Genomic DNA, 15546 nt, shown 5'->3' with positions numbered 1-15546 from the left:
GCCCCGAAGTGGCCCGACCCGCTGCCGGGCACGGGACTCGTGGGTTACGCCACTTGGACTTCGTAGAAGCAGAAGTGGTCCTTGATCCGCTCGACGTCCGGCTTGGGGTCGGGGTAGGACCAGACGAGGTCGGGGGCGTCGGGCAGGGACCAGTAGGACGCGTCGCCCTTGAAGGGGCAGTGCGTGTGGGTGTCGGAGGTCGTCAGCAGGTCGAGGCGGACGTCCTCGGCCGGTAGGTAGTAGCGCACGGGACAGCCGGTCTCGCGCAGCACCAGGGGCCGGTCGCTCTCCGCCAGCACCTGGTCGCCGTGCACGACGCGTACCCGCTCCGTGCCCTGTTCGATCGTGATCGTGTGTCCATTGGCCATACCCGTACAGCGCGCGTGGGACCCGGGTTCTTCCCTCGTACCGTAGGCACATGAATATCTGCGTCTTCCTCTCCGCCGCCGACCTCGACGACCGCTACACCCGTCCCGCCCGCGAGTTCGCCGAGCTCCTCGGCAAGGGCGGCCACACGCTGGTGTGGGGCGGCTCCGACGTCGGGCTGATGAAGGTGGTCGCGGACGGGGTGCAGGAGGCAGGCGGACGGCTGCTGGGCGTCTCCGTGGACTTCCTGGCGGCCAAGGCGCGGGCGGGCGCCGACGAGATGGTGATCGCCCGGGACCTCGCCGAGCGCAAGGCGCTGCTCCTGGCCAAGGCCGACGCCGTCGTGATCATGGTGGGCGGCACCGGGACCCTCGACGAGGCGACCGAGATCCTGGAACTGAAGAAGCACGGGAAGACCGACAAGCCGGTCGTCCTGCTCAACACGGCGGGCTTCTACGACGGCCTGAAGGAGCAGTTCCGCCGCATGGAGGCCGAGGGCTTCCTGCCGTGCCCGCTCACCGACCTGGTGTTCTTCGCCGAGGAGCCGGTGGGCGCGCTGGCCTACCTGGAGGAGAGTGTGGGCACCCGGTGATGCGAGCATGGCGTCCATGGCTACACATGTGATCACCGGGGCGGGCTCCGGCATCGGCGCGGCCGTCGCCCGCCGTCTGCACGCGCGCGGGGACGACCTCGTTCTCCACGCGCGCGACGCGGGCCGCGCGAAGGAACTGGCGGCCGAGTTCCCCGGGGCCCGGACCCTGGTCGGCGACCTGGCGGACCCGGACAAGCTCTCGTGGGCGTTCTCGCACCAGTCCCTGCCCGAGCGCGTCGACTCGCTCCTGCACATCGCGGGCGTCGTCGACCTCGGCCCCGTCGGGGAGCTGACCCCCAAGTCCTGGCGTCACCAGCTCAACGTCAACCTGATCGCCCCCGCCGAGCTGACCCGCCACTTCCTGCCGCAACTCCGCGTCGCCCAGGGCCACGTCGTGTTCGTGAACTCCGGCGCCGGCCTCGCCGCGGGCGCCGACTGGTCCGCGTACGCCGCCTCCAAGCACGGCCTGAAGGCCCTCGCGGACTCCCTGCGCCACGAGGAGCACGCGAACGGCGTCCGGGTGACCTCCGTCTACCCCGGCCGGACGGCGAGCCCCATGCAGGCGAAGGTCCACCAGCAGGAGGGCAAGGAGTACGACGCCTCGAAGTGGATCGACCCGGAGTCCGTCGCGACGACGATCCTGATGGCCGTCGACCTGCCGCGCGACGCGGAGGTCAACGACCTGACCGTGCGGCCGGGACGATGAGCTTCACCTGGGGCCCCGCCACCGGGGTCGGATCCATGCCCGGCGGCGATGCCCGCGAGGCCGCCAAGACCGTGACCGGATCCTTCGAGGACTTCCCGTTCCTGCCCGAACTGCCCGCCCGGGGACCCGGCGCGGACATGCTCGGACGGACCGCCGGGATGCTGGTCGAGCTCTACGCGCGCGTGGAGCCCAGCGGCTGGCGGATCGGGGACCGGCCGGGGCGCGACACCAAGCGGGCCAGGTCCTGGCTCGGCGAGGACCTCGACGCGCTGGAGGAGTTCACCCAGGGCTACGAGGGGCCGCTCAAGGTACAGGCCGTGGGCCCCTGGACGCTGGCCGCCGCGCTGGAGCTGCGGGGCGGCGAGGCGGCGCTCTCCGACCTCGGCGCCTGCCGGGACCTCGCCGGATCGCTCGCCGAGGGGCTGCGCACGCACCTCGACGAGGTACGGCGGCGGGTGCCCGGCGCCCAGATCGTGCTGCAGCTCGACGAGCCCTCGCTCATCGCGGTGCTGCGCGGCCAGGTGAAGTCCGCCAGCGGCTACCGCACCCACCGCGCCGTCGACCGGCAACGGGTGGAGGCGACGCTGCGGGACGTCGTCGGGGTGCACACCGACGGCCCGGTCGTGGTGCACTCGTGCGCACCCGACGTACCGTTCGCGCTGCTGCGCAGGACGGGGGCCGCCGCCATCTCCTTCGACTTCTCGTTGCTCACCGAGCGTGACGACGATGCGATCGGTGAGGCGGTGGAGGGCGGCACCCGGCTGTTCGCCGGTGTCGTGCCGGGCACGGACGGACCATTGTCAGACCCTGCCGGTAGCGTCATGGGGGTCAGGACGCTGTGGCGCAGGCTGGGGCTGCATCCGGGTCTTCTCGCGGAGGCGGTCACGGTCACCCCGTCGTGCGGACTCGCGGGCGCTTCCCCGGAGTACGCGCGCCGGGCACTCGCCCACTGCGCCCGGGCGGCGAGATCCCTCGCGGACAACCCAGAGTAACGGGAGGACAACACGGTGGCCGGCGACAAGGACGCACAGCCCCATTCCCTGCCCGCCGAGGCACGGGAGCAGCACGCGCAGCTCGCTGAGCAGATCGAGGAGCACCGCTTCCGGTACTACGTGAAGGACCAGCCGGTCGTCAGCGACGCGGAGTTCGACCGGTTGCTGCGGTCGCTGGAGGCCCTGGAGGAGCGGTATCCCGAGCTGCGCACCCCCGACTCCCCGACCCAGAAGGTCGCGGGCGCGTACGCGACCGAGTTCACCTCCGTCCAGCACCGCTCACGCATGCTCTCGCTGGACAACGCCTTCAGCGACCTGGAGCTGGCGGCCTGGGCCGAGCGCGTCGCCAAGGACGTGGGCGCCTCGGACCACCACTTCCTGTGCGAGCTGAAGGTCGACGGCCTCGCGGTCAACCTGACCTACGAGCACGGCCGCCTCATCCGCGCGGCGACCCGCGGCGACGGCCGCACGGGCGAGGACATCACGCCCAATGTGCGCACGATCGCGGAGATTCCGGACCGCCTCCATGGTGACCACGTGCCGGACCTGGTGGAGATCCGCGGCGAGGTCTACTTCCCGATGGAGAAGTTCGAGCAGCTCAACGCCCGCCTGGTGGAGGCCGGCGACAAGCCCTTCTCCAACGCGCGCAACGCGGCGGCGGGTTCGCTGCGCCAGAAGGACCCCCGCGTCACCGCGAGCCGGCCGCTGCACATGGTGGTCCACGGAATCGGCGCCCTGGAGGGCTTCGAGGGCCTCGCCCGCCTCTCCGAGGCGTACGCGCTGCTGCACTCCTGGGGCCTGCCGACCACGCGGTACGCGAAGGTGGTCGACGACCTCGACGGCGTACGGGAGTTCATCGCGTACTACGGCGAGAACCGGCACTCCGTGGAGCACGAGATCGACGGAGTCGTCGTCAAGCTCGACGAGATCCCGCTGCAGGGCCGCCTCGGCTCCACCTCGCGCGCGCCGCGCTGGGCCATCGCCTGGAAGTACGCGCCCGAGGAGGTCAACACCAAGCTCGTCAACATCCGGGTCGGCGTCGGCCGCACGGGCCGCGTCACGCCGTACGCGCAGGTCGAGCCGGTCACGGTGGCCGGCTCGGAGGTCGAGTTCGCCACCCTGCACAACCAGGACGTGGTGAAGGCCAAGGGCGTCCTCATCGGGGACACGGTGGTGCTGCGCAAGGCCGGTGACGTCATCCCCGAGATCCTCGGCCCGGTCGTCGACCTGCGGGACGGCAGCGAGCGCGAGTTCGTGATGCCCGCCGAGTGCCCCGAGTGCGGTACGCCGCTGCGGCCGATGAAGGAGGGCGACGTCGACCTGCGCTGCCCGAACGCGCGCTCGTGCCCGGCCCAGTTGCGTGAGCGTCTCTTCTATCTCGCGGGCCGCAAGGCACTCGACATCGAACACTTCGGGTATGTGGCGGCGGCGGCCCTCACCAAGCCGCTGGAGCCGGCCGAACCGCCGCTGGCCGACGAGGGTGACCTCTTCGACCTCACCATCGAGCGGCTGCTGCCCATCAAGGCGTACGTCCTCGACCAGGACAGCGGCCTGCCCAAGCGCGACCCGAAGACCGGCGAGGAGAAGGTCGCCACGGTCTTCGCCAACCAGCAGGGCGAGCCCAACAAGAACGCGATCGCGATGCTGGACAACATCGCGGCAGCCAAGGAGCGCCCGCTCGCCCGGATCCTGACCGGCCTGTCGATCCGTCATGTCGGGCCGGTCGCGGCGGAGGCGCTGGCGCGCGAGTTCCGCTCCATCGACCGCATCGAGCAGGCCACCGAGGAGGAGCTCGTCACCACCGAGGGAGTCGGCCCGATCATCGCCGCCTCGCTCAAGGAGTGGTTCGCGGAGGACTGGCACCGCGAGATCCTCCGCAAGTGGCGGGTGGCGGGCGTCCGTACGGAGGACGAGGGTTCCGGCGAGGACGAGGGTCCCCGGCCGCTCGAAGGACTCACCGTCGTCGTCACCGGCACGCTCGAACACCACACGCGGGACGGCGCGAAGGAGGCCCTTCAGAGCCGGGGAGCGAAGGTGACCGGTTCGGTCTCGAAGAAGACGTCTTTCGTGGTGGTGGGCGACAATCCGGGATCCAAGTACGACAAGGCGATGCAGCTGAAGGTGCCGGTTCTGAACGAGGACGGCTTCGCCGTTCTGCTCGAACAGGGACCGGAGGCCGCCGCGGAAGTCGCCCTCCCGACCGAGGAGTAGCGGTTGAAGGCCACCCGTTCGGCGCATATCAGATGCATACGGGTGGCCGGGTCGCATTCGGGCAACCGTCGTCGACCGCTGCCCGTAGAAGCCTTCTGCGGCCTACTGTTGAGGTGTGCGCCTGCCGTGCCCAGCTGCGGTTGGGGCATCCCCTGCTCCGCAAGAGTCTGGGGAAGGGTTTTCAGACGCGGTGCCGTTGGCAGTTGTCGCCGGCAACGGGCCGCGTGGCGTGGGCACCGCCGGCTGTGAGAGGGACGGGAATGGAACCGACCGAGAGCGCCGCCCCGGACTCACGGCTGCGCCTGCGCCGGATGACCGGCGCGTGGAGGGCCGGCCTCCGGACGGGGCGTGCGTCGGAGCGCCCCGGCACGGGCGGGCAGGGCTCCGCACCACCCCTCACCGTAGCCGCCCCCGCCCCGGGTGCCGACAGGCTCGCCGCAGGGCGTGGCGGGGACCTGTCCGGTCACGAACCCGAACGGCACCTCTCCTGGCCCACGCTGCCCGCCGCGGTCGTCGGGGCAGCCGCGTTCGTCCTCGGCGGCGGCTTCTACCGTGCGTTCGGCGGCCACCACGCCCTCTTCCCGTCCGGCGCGGTCGGCTGGTCGCTGGCGGTACTGACCGGCATCATCGTCGGCCATCTGGTCGCCCTCGGCCGCGCCCGCTGGTGGGGCGGCACGGGCTCCGGCGCCGCGCTCACCCTCGCGGTCCTGCTGCTGTACGGCTGGGTGGCCGCCGGGATGGTCAGTCTGACCGTCGTCGTGCTGGTCGGCGCCGCGCGCCGAGGCCGCTGGCGCCAGGGGGTGTTGCACGGCGCGGTCGACATCCTCGGCATCGGCGCCGGAGCGCTGGTCCTCGCCATGTTCGGGCGGGTGCCGTCCGTGGAGGCGCCCTGGAACCCGGAGAGCTGGAACTTCTACGCCGCACCCCAGGTGGTGCTGGTCGCGACCGCCTATCTCGCGGTCACCCGCGTCCTGCTCTGGTACCTGCACGCGCCGGGCACCGGCGGACTGCCGACCGCCACCCGCACGGCGCTGGTCAGGCAGGGCCTGGTCGCCGTCGCGCTGCTCGGTATCGCGCCGCTGATCTGCGTGGTCGCGATCGCCCAGCCGATGCTGCTGCCGCTGTTCTCGATCCCCCTCATCGCGCTCGACTCCACCCTGTGGATCGCCCGCGTCCGGGCCGAGGAGCAACTGCGCGACCCGCTGACCGGGCTGCCCAACCGCCAGTGGCTGCTCGAACGGACCTGGACGGCTCTGGACGACGCCGAGCGCATCGGCGCGCGTTCCGCCCTGATGCTGATCGACCTCGACCGCTTTCGTTCGGTGAATGACACGTTGGGGCACCTCGCCGGTGACCGGCTCCTCCTTCAGATAGCCGACCGGCTGCGGCTGGCGCTGCCGCGCGGGGCGGAGGCCGCGCGGCTCGGAGGGGACGAGTTCGCCGTGTTACTCCCCGTCGCCGACTCCACCACGTCGGCCACGCGGGTCGCGCGCAATCTCGTCGCCGCCCTCGGCTCGCCGCTCGACCTCGACGGACTCACCCTCGTCCTGGAGGCCAGCGCCGGGCTCGCCGTCTTCCCCGACCACGCGCTGGACGCGGAGGGGCTGCTGCGACGGGCGGACGTGGCGATGTACCAGGCCAAGCGGGACCGTACGGGGGTGGAGGTCTACGAGTCCAAGCGGGACTCGAACACACCGGACCGGCTCGGTCTCCTGGGAGATCTGCGCCGGGCGCTGGACGCCGGTGACGTCGAACTGCACTATCAGCCCAAGGTCCGCTTCGACGGACAGGTGGCCGGGCTCGAGGCGCTGGTCCGCTGGGTGCATCCCGAGCGGGGGAAGGTGCCGCCGGACGAGTTCATCGCGATCGCCGAGTCGTCCGGACTGATGCCGCACCTCACCGAGTACGTGCTGGAGACGGCGCTCGCGCAGGTCGCGCGCTGGCGGGCGCAGGGACTGCGCGTACCGGTCGCGGTGAACGTGTCCCCGCGGGACGTCCACACCCCCGGCTTCGCGGGTTCGGTCGCCGCGCGGCTCGCCCGGCACGGGGTCCCCGCGGGGGCGTTGCAGCTGGAGATAACGGAGCATGTGCTCCTCGAGGACCCGCAGCGGGCCGCGGACACGCTGGCCGGACTGACCGGGCACGGCGTGAAGATGTCGTTGGACGACTTCGGTACGGGGTACTCCTCGCTGGTGCATCTGCGGCGGCTGCCGGTGAGCGAGCTGAAGATCGACCGGTCCTTCGTCGCGCGGCTCGCCGTGGACAACGAGGACGCGGAGATCGTGCGCTGCACCGTCGATCTCGCACATTCGCTGGGGCTGCTCGTCGTGGCGGAGGGTGTCGAGGACGACGAGACGTGGGAGCGGTTGCGGGATCTCGGGTGTGACGCGGTGCAGGGGTGGCTGGTCGCGGCGGCGATGCCTCCAGAGGAGGCGACGGCGTGGCTGCTGGCGCGGGGGTCGCGCGGCTGGCAGCGGCCGCGCGCCGCGCTGCCGGCCGCGGAGTAGCTTCGCCGGCTTGTTCGTCGGGTGCGGGTCGGTGGGGGGTGCGCCCGGTTCTCCAGCCCGCGCACCGCCCGTGGCGGTCTCTCGACAAGGTGAGCTCTCCCGGGGAGGTGCAGCGCCGTCGGCGTCCGCACCCCGGCAAGGGCGCGGGGAGCTGCGCAGCCAGGCACGGACGGCCCGCAGCTTCATCACGGCGGAGGAGGCGCCCCCGGCAGGGGCGCGGGGAGCTGCGCGCTCAGCCGTGTTCGGTCCGCGGGTTCTGGAGGGTGGTGTCGGTCCCGGACGGGGCGGCGCCGACGGCGAGGAACCCCCACCGGCGACTTCCACCTCGTACACGAACCGTCACGGGTGGTGCGGATGAGAGAGGGGCCTGAGGCAAACCCGTGCGCGGGCATCGGCCCCGGACCCATAGGATTGGGCCAAACCACACACTCTCACCCAGAGGATCGCTGCATGCCTGGCATCACGCGCGAGGAGGTCGCCCACCTCGCACGGCTGGCGCGTCTGGAGCTGAAGGCCGAAGAGCTCGACCACTTCGCCGGCCAGCTCGACGACATCATCGGCGCGGTCGCCCGCGTCAGCGAGGTCGCCGACCAAGACGTACCGCCGACCTCTCACCCGCTGCCGCTGACGAACGTCATGCGCGCGGACGAGGTCCGTCCGTCGCTCACCCCCGAGCAGGCGCTCTCCGGCGCCCCGGCCCAGGAGCAGCAGCGTTTCAAGGTGCCGCAGATCCTGGGGGAGGACTAATCACCATGACGGACACCAACGTCAACATCATCAAGCTGACGGCGGCCGAGATCGCCGCGAAGATCGCCGCGGGCGAGCTCACGGCCGTCGAGGTCACCGAGGCTCACCTCGCCCGGATCGAGGCCGTCGACGAGAAGGTGCACGCCTTCCTGCACGTCGACCGCGAGGGCGCCCTCGCACAGGCCCGCGCCGTGGACGCGAAGCGGGAGCGGGGCGAGAAGCTCGGCCCCCTCGCCGGTGTGCCGCTCGCGCTCAAGGACATCTTCACCACCGAGGGCATCCCGACGACCGTCGGTTCGAAGATCCTCGAGGGCTGGATCCCGCCGTACGACGCGACGGTCACCGCGAAGCTGAAGGCCGCCGACGTCGTCATCCTCGGCAAGACCAACATGGACGAGTTCGCCATGGGGTCCTCCACCGAGAACAGCGCGTACGGCCCCACCGGCAACCCCTGGGACCTCACCCGTATCCCCGGCGGCTCCGGCGGCGGGTCGAGCGCCGCGCTCGCCTCGTTCGAGGCGCCCCTCGCCATCGGTACGGACACGGGCGGTTCCATCCGCCAGCCCGCCGCCGTCACCGGCACGGTCGGCGTCAAGCCGACGTACGGCGGGGTGTCGCGGTACGGCATGGTCGCGTTCTCCTCCTCCCTCGACCAGGGCGGCCCCTGCGCCCGTACGGTCCTGGACGCCGCGCTGCTGCACGAGGTCATCGCGGGCCACGACCCGCTCGACTCCACCTCCATCGACGCCCCGGTCCCGCCGGTCGTCGAGGCGGCCCGCAACGGCTCCGTCGCCGGCATGCGCGTCGGTGTCGTCAAGCAGTTCCGCGGCGAGGGCTACCAGGCCGGTGTCGTGCAGCGCTTCGACGAGGCCGTCGCCCTGCTCAAGGAGCTCGGCGCCGAGATCGTCGAGCTGGACTGCCCGTCCTTCGACCTGGCGCTGGCGGCGTACTACCTCATCGCCCCGTCCGAGTGCTCGTCGAACCTCGCCCGCTTCGACGCCATGCGCTACGGCCTCAGGGTCGGCGACGACGGCACGAAGTCGGCCGAGGAGGTCACCTCCCTCACCCGTGAGGCGGGCTTCGGCCCCGAGGTCAAGCGCCGCATCATGCTCGGCACGTACGCGCTCAGCTCCGGCTATTACGACGCGTACTACGGCAGCGCCCAGAAGGTCCGTACGCTCATCACGCGCGACTTCGAGAAGTCGTTCGAGAAGGTCGACGTCATCGTCTCCCCGACGACGCCCACCACCGCCTTCCCGATCGGCGAGCGCGCCGACGACCCGATGGCGATGTACCTCGCGGACCTGTGCACCATCCCGACCAACCTGGCGGGCAACGCCGCCATGTCGCTGCCCTGCGGTCTCGCGCCGGAGGACAACCTCCCGGTCGGTCTGCAGATCATCGCCCCCGCGATGAAGGACGACCGGCTGTACAAGGTCGGCGCCGCGGTCGAGGCCGCCTTCGTGGAAAAGTGGGGCCACCCGCTGCTCGAGGAGGCTCCGTCGTTGTGAGTAAGGCTCTGACCAAGGCCAAGGGCTTCAAGAAGTCCAAGTCCGGCACGTACCTGTCCATCGCGAGCACCGCGTTCGGTGCGATCGGCGTCGCCAAGCAGGCCAAGAAGGCCCGTTCGGAGCACGACACGCTGCGCCTCATCGACGCGGCCGTGTCCGCCGCCGCCATCGTCACCGGCCTCGCCATCCTCTACCGGGAGCTCAGGCGCCTGGGCGACGACGACGTCCTGCTGGGCTGAGAGGGAAGTTTTCACCGTGACCACCACGACCGACGAGCTGGTGTCGTACGAGGACGCTCTCGCGACGTACGACCCCGTCATGGGCCTCGAAGTCCATGTCGAGCTCGGTACCAAGACCAAGATGTTCTGCGGGTGTTCCACCGAGCTGGGCGCCGCGCCCAACTCGCAGACCTGCCCGACCTGCCTCGGCATGCCCGGCTCGCTGCCCGTCGTCAACGCGACCGGCGTCGAGTCCGCCATCAAGATCGGCCTCGCGCTGCACTGCGAGATCGCCGAGTGGTGCCGCTTCGCCCGGAAGAACTACTTCTATCCGGACATGCCGAAGAACTTCCAGACCTCCCAGTACGACGAGCCGATCGCCTTCAACGGCTACCTCGACGTACAGCTGGAGGACGGCGAGGTCTTCCGCGTGGAGATCGAGCGCGCCCACATGGAGGAGGACACCGGCAAGTCGCTGCACGTCGGCGGCGCCACCGGCCGCATCCACGGCGCCTCGCACTCCCTGCTCGACTACAACCGCGCGGGCATCCCCCTCATCGAGATCGTCACCAAGCCGATCGAGGGTGCGGGCGAGCGCGCTCCCGAGGTCGCCAAGGCGTACGTCGCCGAGCTGCGCGAGCTCATCAAGGCGCTCGGCGTCTCCGAGGCCCGCATGGAGCAGGGCCAGATGCGCTGCGACGTGAACCTGTCGCTGCGCCCGCACGGCCGCGAGAAGTTCGGCACGCGCTCCGAGACGAAGAACGTCAACTCGCTGCGCTCCGTGGAGCGTGCGGCCCGCTTCGAGATCCAGCGGCACGCCGCGGTTCTGGGCAGCGGCGGCACGATCATCCAGGAGACCCGCCACTTCCACGAGGACACCGGGTCCACGACCTCGGGCCGCGTGAAGGAGGAGGCCGAGGACTACCGGTACTTCCCGGAGCCCGACCTCGTCCCCGTCGCCCCGTCCCGCGAGTGGGTCGAGGAGCTGCGGGCGGGCCTGCCCGAGCAGCCGCTCGCGCGTCGTAACCGCCTCCGTGGGGAGTGGGGTGTCTCGGCGCACGACATGCAGTCGATCCTGAACGCCGGTGCCATCGACCCGATCGTCGCCACGATCGGGGCCGGTGCGGACGCCGCGTCCGCCCGTAAGTGGTGGATGGGTGAACTGGCGCGCAGCGCCAACGAGTCGGGCAAGGCCCTGGAGGACCTGCCCATCACTCCGGCGCAGGTCGCCCGGGTGACGCAGCTCGTCGCCTCCGGAGACCTGAACGACAAGCTCGCCCGCCAGGTCATCGAGGGCGTGCTCGCGGGCGAGGGGACTCCGGACGAGGTCGTCGACCAGCGCGGTCTGAAGGTCGTCTCGGACGAGGGTGCGCTGACCGCCGCCGTCGACGAGGCCATCGCCGGCAACCCGGGCGTCGCGGACAAGATCCGCGGCGGCAAGGTGGCCGCGGTCGGCGCCCTGGTCGGCGCGGTCATGAAGGCCACCCGTGGCCAGGCCGACGCGGCCCGCGTCAAGGAACTCATCCTGGAGAAGCTGGGCGTCAGCGAGGGCTGAGTACCCGTCAAGTACCCACCTGAGGGGATGCATCGGCTCCGATGCATCCCCTCAGGCGTGCTCGGGGCCCCTTGGTGCGACAGAGTTCATCGGATTGTCGTGTGAACTAACTCGCACTCTCGTGAGCAGATCCACGAATGAGATGAACGGTCGCTTCTGGCTGCAAGAGTGATGACGTATTCGTCATGCGTTCTTTGCGGGCAACTCCCGGTAAAGATCCATAAATCACTCAGGGAGCTTGTCCGTTGGCAGCCCTTGCACGCTGGTGCGTACGGCACCGCCTCGTCACCGTTCTGCTGTGGCTCCTCGCCCTCGGCGGGGTGAGCGCCGCCGCGGCCGTCGCGGGCTCCGCGTACTCGAACAACTACGAGGTCCCCGGCACCGAATCGAGCCGCGCCGACCGGCTTCTGCGGCAGGGCTTCCCCGGTCTCGGCGGCGACAGCGACACCGTCGTGTGGCGCACCGGCCCCGGTACCGTCCGCTCCGCCGCCGTCGAACAGACCATGACCCGCGCCCTCGACGAGATCGCCGCGCTGCCCGGCGTGGCCTCCGTCGTCAGCCCCTACGAAGGGCAGGGCACGGACCGGATCAGCGGCGACGGACGTACGGCGTACGCCACCGTCACCTTCGACGACCAGGCCGACAACCTCTCCAGGAGCGAGGCACAGGCCGTCGTCGACGCCGCCGAGGCCGCCGAGACCGACGGGCTCCAGGTGGAGTTGGGCGGCAGCGCCATCGGGCTCACGGAGTCCTCCGGCGGTCACCTCGCCGAGGTCGTCGGCGTGGGCGTGGCCGCCGTGGTGCTCTTCCTCGCCTTCGGCTCGCTCGCCGCCTCCCTGCTGCCCATCGCCACCGCCCTGGTCGGCGTCGGGACGGCGTACGCCTCGATCGTGCTCCTGGGGCACGCGATGATGGTCGCCGACTTCGCGCCCATGCTCGGCATGCTGATCGGCCTCGGCGTCGGCATCGACTACGCGCTGTTCATCGTGACCCGGCACCGGCGCGGGCTGAAACGCGGGCTGGCCGTGGCCGAGGCGGCCCGCAACGCCGTCGCCACCACCGGCCGCGCGGTCGTCTTCGCGGGCGCCACCGTCTGTATCGCCCTGCTCGGCATGCTCATCCTGCGGCTCAGCTTCCTGAACGGTGTGGCGATCGCGGCCTCCTTGACCGTGGTCCTCACCGTCGCGGCCTCCGTGACCCTGCTGCCCGCCCTGCTGTCCTTCATCGGGCCGCGAGCCCTCAGCCGACGCGAGCGGCGCAGGCTGTACGAGCACGGGCCCCAGCCGGAGCTCCCCACCGGACTCGCCGCCCGCTGGTCGGTGTTCGTGGAGCGCCACCCCAAGCTGCTCGGCGCGGTCGCCGTGGTCGTCATGGCGCTGCTCGCGCTGCCCACGCTCTCCCTCCACCTCGGCACCTCCGACCAGGGCAACAACCCCAGGTCGGCGACGACCCGGCAGGCGTACGACCTCCTCGCCAAGGGCTTCGGGCCGGGCGTGAACGGGCCGCTGACCCTGATCACCCGCGTCGGCGGCGCCGAGGACAGGCTCGCCCTCGACAGTCTGGACAGCACGCTCCGGGCGACCGCCGGGTTCGCCTCGATGACCCCGGTGACGTACGACACCGGAGGCGACACCGCGTACCTCACCGTCGTCCCGGACTCCGCGCCGCAGTCCCAGAAGACCAGCGACCTCGTGGACCGGCTGCGCACCGAGGTGCTGCCACGCGTCGAGGCGGGCAGCGGGCTCGACGTGCGCGTCGGCGGGGTGACCGCGAGCTACGACGACTTCGCCGCCGTCATCGTCGGCAGGCTGCCCCTCTTCGTGGGCGTCGTCATCGGCCTCGGCTGTGCCCTGCTCCTGCTCGCCTTCCGCTCGCTCGGTATCCCGCTGAAGGCCGCCGTGATGAACATCGCCGCCGTGGCCGCCGCGTTCGGGGTGGTCGTCGCGATCTTCCAGTGGGGCTGGGGGAGCGAGCTGCTGGGCCTCGGCCGCGCGGGTCCGATCGAACCCTTCCTTCCCGTGATCATGGTGTCGGTCCTCTTCGGGCTCTCCATGGACTACCAGGTCTTCCTGGTCAGCCGGATGTACGAGGAGTGGCTGGAGACCGGCGACAACCGGCGTGCCGTCCGGGTCGGGCTCGCCGAGACCAGCCGGGTGATCAACTCCGCCGCCGTCATCATGATCTCGGTCTTCCTCGCCTTCGTGCTCAGCGGCGACCGCGTCATCGCGATGTTCGGCATCGCCCTCGCCTCCGCCGTCGCCCTCGACGCCTTCGTCCTGCGCTCCCTGCTCGTCCCCGCCCTCATGCATCTGCTCGGCGGCGCCAACTGGTGGCTGCCCCGCCGGCTCGACCGGTGGCTGCCGCGCATCAGCGTCGAGCCGCCCGAGTGCCGCGTCGCCCATGAGAGGCTGGCCGCTGCGACGGACGCCGAGGTGGCGGACGTACTGGAGGACGAGCTGGAGAAGGAGCGGCAACGGGATGTACGCGATATCCCTGGGTGACGACGGCGCGGAACTGCGGCCCCTGGAGCCCTGGCGCGCGGAGGAGTTCCTTGCGCACCTGGACCGGGGGAGGGAGTTCATCGGGCAGTACATCCCCTTCGGGTCCAAGGCCACGGATGTGCCCTCCGCGCGCGAGACGCTCCAGCGGTACGCCGACATGCGCGCCGCCGACACCGGGTCCCTGCACGGCCTGTGGCTGGAGGGGAAGCTCGTCGGCGGGGTGCTCTTCCTGAACTTCGACGCCGAGCACGGCAACTGCGAGGTCGGCTGCTGGCTGGAACCCGCCGGCACCGGAAGAGGTCTGGTCACCAGGGCGATGCGGATCCTCATCGACTGGGCGGTCGAGGAGCGCGGGATCCATCGGGTGGAGTGGATCGCCGCCTCCGCGAACGTGCCGAGCGTGAACGGCGCCCGGCGGCTCGGTATGACCCGGGACGCGGTGCTGCGGGAGAGCTACCCCCACCGGGGTGTACGCCTCGACATGGAGGTGTGGTCGGTGCTCGCGCCCGAGTGGCGGGCGGCACGCGCGCGTGAGCAACGATGATCTTGGTCGTCGCTCACAACGATCATTAAGAGACTTCTCAGACTCCGTCCGTACGGTGCGGGTCATGGGAACCAAGACAGTTGACGAAGCCGTGGACGCGAACGGCACCGAGGCAAAGAGCGACGAGGAGACCGTGAACGTCACCAAGACCGACGAGGCGCCGGACGCCGAGGTCGAGGAGACCGGCGACACCGAGGCCGAGACCCTGGAGAGCGAGGACGACCTCGACGCCGAGGCCCTGGAGGGCGAGGACACCCCCGAGGCCGAGAAGGGCACCCCCGGCGTCGGCCAGGGCGCCGCCGCCGTCGTCTCCGCCGGCCTTGGCGTCGTGTCCCTCACCGGCAGCTGGGTCGCCACCGTGGCCGCCGCCCGCGAGACCCTCGTCGGTCAGCTGGGGACCTCCTCGAGCGCGAGCGTCGCCAAGCAGGTCAAGGAGGTCTACGGCGATGCGTGGGCGACCACCGCGCTGGTCGGCGGCCTCTTCGCGCTGGCCGCGCTGATCGTCGGCGTCGTGGTCCTGGTCCGGCCCGCCTTCGGGGCCCCCGACAGGCCACAGGCCGCCTGGATCAAGTCGGTCGCCTGGGCGGGCGTCTCGCTCGGCGTCATCGGCCTGGTCCTCGCCGTCGCCAAGTACTCCGACATCATTCTCGGACTGCCGTCCACCAGCTGAAACCACGACTGGATCCCCGGCTGGAACCCTGGCTGGATCCCCGGCTGGATCTCCGTACCTCTGAGGGGCCTTAGGGCCGCCGTAAGTCACTTACGGCCGCTCTAAGGCCCTTCGCGTGCGCAAGATGCGGAACTCTCCCGATGTGACGCACCCCCCTGGGAGACGAAGGTTGAGGCATCGCACAAAGCGATGACGAAACCGACTCCTCACGAGGGACACGACATGTTCGAGTACGAGCTCCAGCAGATGCGATCCAACGAGCTGATCCGCGAGGCACACAACCACCGCCAGGCCCAGGAAGCCCTCCGTGGCCGTCGCGCCGCACGCCGCGCCGCCGCGCGCGAGTCCGGGCAGAACGAGCCGGAGGGGCAGGCGCATAGCCGGCGCCCTCGCCGGCACCGGTTCGCCCGCGCCGCATGAGCGCGG

14 protein-coding genes are annotated in these 15546 nt (G+C 71.0%); 13 read left to right on the top strand and 1 reads right to left on the bottom strand.

Annotation, left to right across the window (positions count from 1 at the left end; all coding sequences use genetic code 11):
* Positions 1 to 44: 44 nt before the first annotated feature.
* On the bottom strand, positions 45 to 368 hold the full coding sequence (locus tag ACIRA5_RS24685; RefSeq protein WP_403693765.1) for a DUF427 domain-containing protein: 324 nt from the start codon (positions 366 to 368) through the stop codon (positions 45 to 47).
* A gap of 50 nt (positions 369 to 418) precedes the next feature.
* Here ACIRA5_RS24685 and ACIRA5_RS24680 point away from each other — a divergent pair, with 50 nt between their 5' ends.
* The 13 genes from ACIRA5_RS24680 to ACIRA5_RS24620 all read left to right on the top strand — a co-directional run bounded on the left by ACIRA5_RS24680 (position 419) and on the right by ACIRA5_RS24620 (position 15540).
* On the top strand, positions 419 to 958 hold the full coding sequence (locus ACIRA5_RS24680; protein ID WP_403693763.1) for a TIGR00730 family Rossman fold protein: 540 nt from the start codon (positions 419 to 421) through the stop codon (positions 956 to 958).
* Between the two features lie 7 nt (positions 959 to 965).
* Positions 966 to 1664: an SDR family oxidoreductase gene (locus ACIRA5_RS24675; RefSeq protein ID WP_352049343.1), complete on the top strand. Its 699-nt coding sequence runs from the start codon at positions 966 to 968 to the stop codon at positions 1662 to 1664.
* Positions 1661 to 2656 (top strand): methionine synthase, encoded by a 996-nt coding sequence (locus ACIRA5_RS24670; RefSeq protein ID WP_403693761.1) that lies wholly within the window; start codon positions 1661 to 1663, stop codon positions 2654 to 2656. Before ACIRA5_RS24675 ends, ACIRA5_RS24670 begins: the two co-directional genes overlap by 4 nt.
* A gap of 15 nt (positions 2657 to 2671) precedes the next feature.
* Positions 2672 to 4867, top strand: coding sequence for an NAD-dependent DNA ligase LigA (gene ligA / locus ACIRA5_RS24665; RefSeq protein ID WP_403693759.1), 2196 nt, complete (start codon positions 2672 to 2674; stop codon positions 4865 to 4867).
* 260 nt (positions 4868 to 5127) lie between these two features.
* A complete protein-coding gene (locus ACIRA5_RS24660) occupies positions 5128 to 7374 on the top strand; it encodes a putative bifunctional diguanylate cyclase/phosphodiesterase (protein ID WP_403693757.1) in 2247 nt (748 codons plus the stop codon).
* 450 nt (positions 7375 to 7824) lie between these two features.
* The gene (gatC, locus tag ACIRA5_RS24655; RefSeq protein WP_010984178.1) at positions 7825 to 8121 is read left to right on the top strand and encodes an Asp-tRNA(Asn)/Glu-tRNA(Gln) amidotransferase subunit GatC; all 297 of its coding nucleotides are present in this window, start codon (positions 7825 to 7827) and stop codon (positions 8119 to 8121) included.
* 5 nt (positions 8122 to 8126) lie between these two features.
* The gene (gatA, locus tag ACIRA5_RS24650; RefSeq protein ID WP_403693755.1) at positions 8127 to 9632 is read left to right on the top strand and encodes an Asp-tRNA(Asn)/Glu-tRNA(Gln) amidotransferase subunit GatA; all 1506 of its coding nucleotides are present in this window, start codon (positions 8127 to 8129) and stop codon (positions 9630 to 9632) included.
* Entirely contained in the window at positions 9629 to 9871 is a 243-nt protein-coding gene (locus ACIRA5_RS24645; protein WP_352049348.1) for a hypothetical protein, read from the top strand. The genes gatA and ACIRA5_RS24645 overlap by 4 nt, the downstream gene beginning before the upstream one ends.
* 16 nt (positions 9872 to 9887) lie before the next feature.
* Complete coding sequence (gene gatB, locus ACIRA5_RS24640) at positions 9888 to 11405, top strand: Asp-tRNA(Asn)/Glu-tRNA(Gln) amidotransferase subunit GatB (protein WP_403693753.1); 1518 nt, start codon at positions 9888 to 9890, stop codon at positions 11403 to 11405.
* 245 nt (positions 11406 to 11650) lie between these two features.
* The gene (locus tag ACIRA5_RS24635) at positions 11651 to 13906 is read left to right on the top strand and encodes an MMPL family transporter (protein WP_403693751.1); all 2256 of its coding nucleotides are present in this window, start codon (positions 11651 to 11653) and stop codon (positions 13904 to 13906) included.
* Positions 13884 to 14450, top strand: coding sequence for a GNAT family N-acetyltransferase (locus ACIRA5_RS24630; RefSeq protein ID WP_099943443.1), 567 nt, complete (start codon positions 13884 to 13886; stop codon positions 14448 to 14450). The genes ACIRA5_RS24635 and ACIRA5_RS24630 overlap by 23 nt, the downstream gene beginning before the upstream one ends.
* Positions 14451 to 14514: 64 nt before the next feature.
* Positions 14515 to 15120, top strand: a complete 606-nt coding sequence (locus ACIRA5_RS24625) for a hypothetical protein (RefSeq protein WP_403693749.1) — start codon at positions 14515 to 14517, stop codon at positions 15118 to 15120.
* Between the two features lie 222 nt (positions 15121 to 15342).
* A complete protein-coding gene (locus tag ACIRA5_RS24620; RefSeq protein ID WP_403693748.1) occupies positions 15343 to 15540 on the top strand; it encodes a hypothetical protein in 198 nt (65 codons plus the stop codon).
* Positions 15541 to 15546: the final 6 nt, after the last annotated feature.

The sequence above is a fragment of the Streptomyces sp. NPDC096311 genome (assembly GCF_044763085.1).
GTDB lineage: Bacteria > Actinomycetota > Actinomycetes > Streptomycetales > Streptomycetaceae > Streptomyces.
Note: the sequence above shows the minus strand (reverse complement) of the source record. Positions and strands in the feature narration are given on the sequence as shown.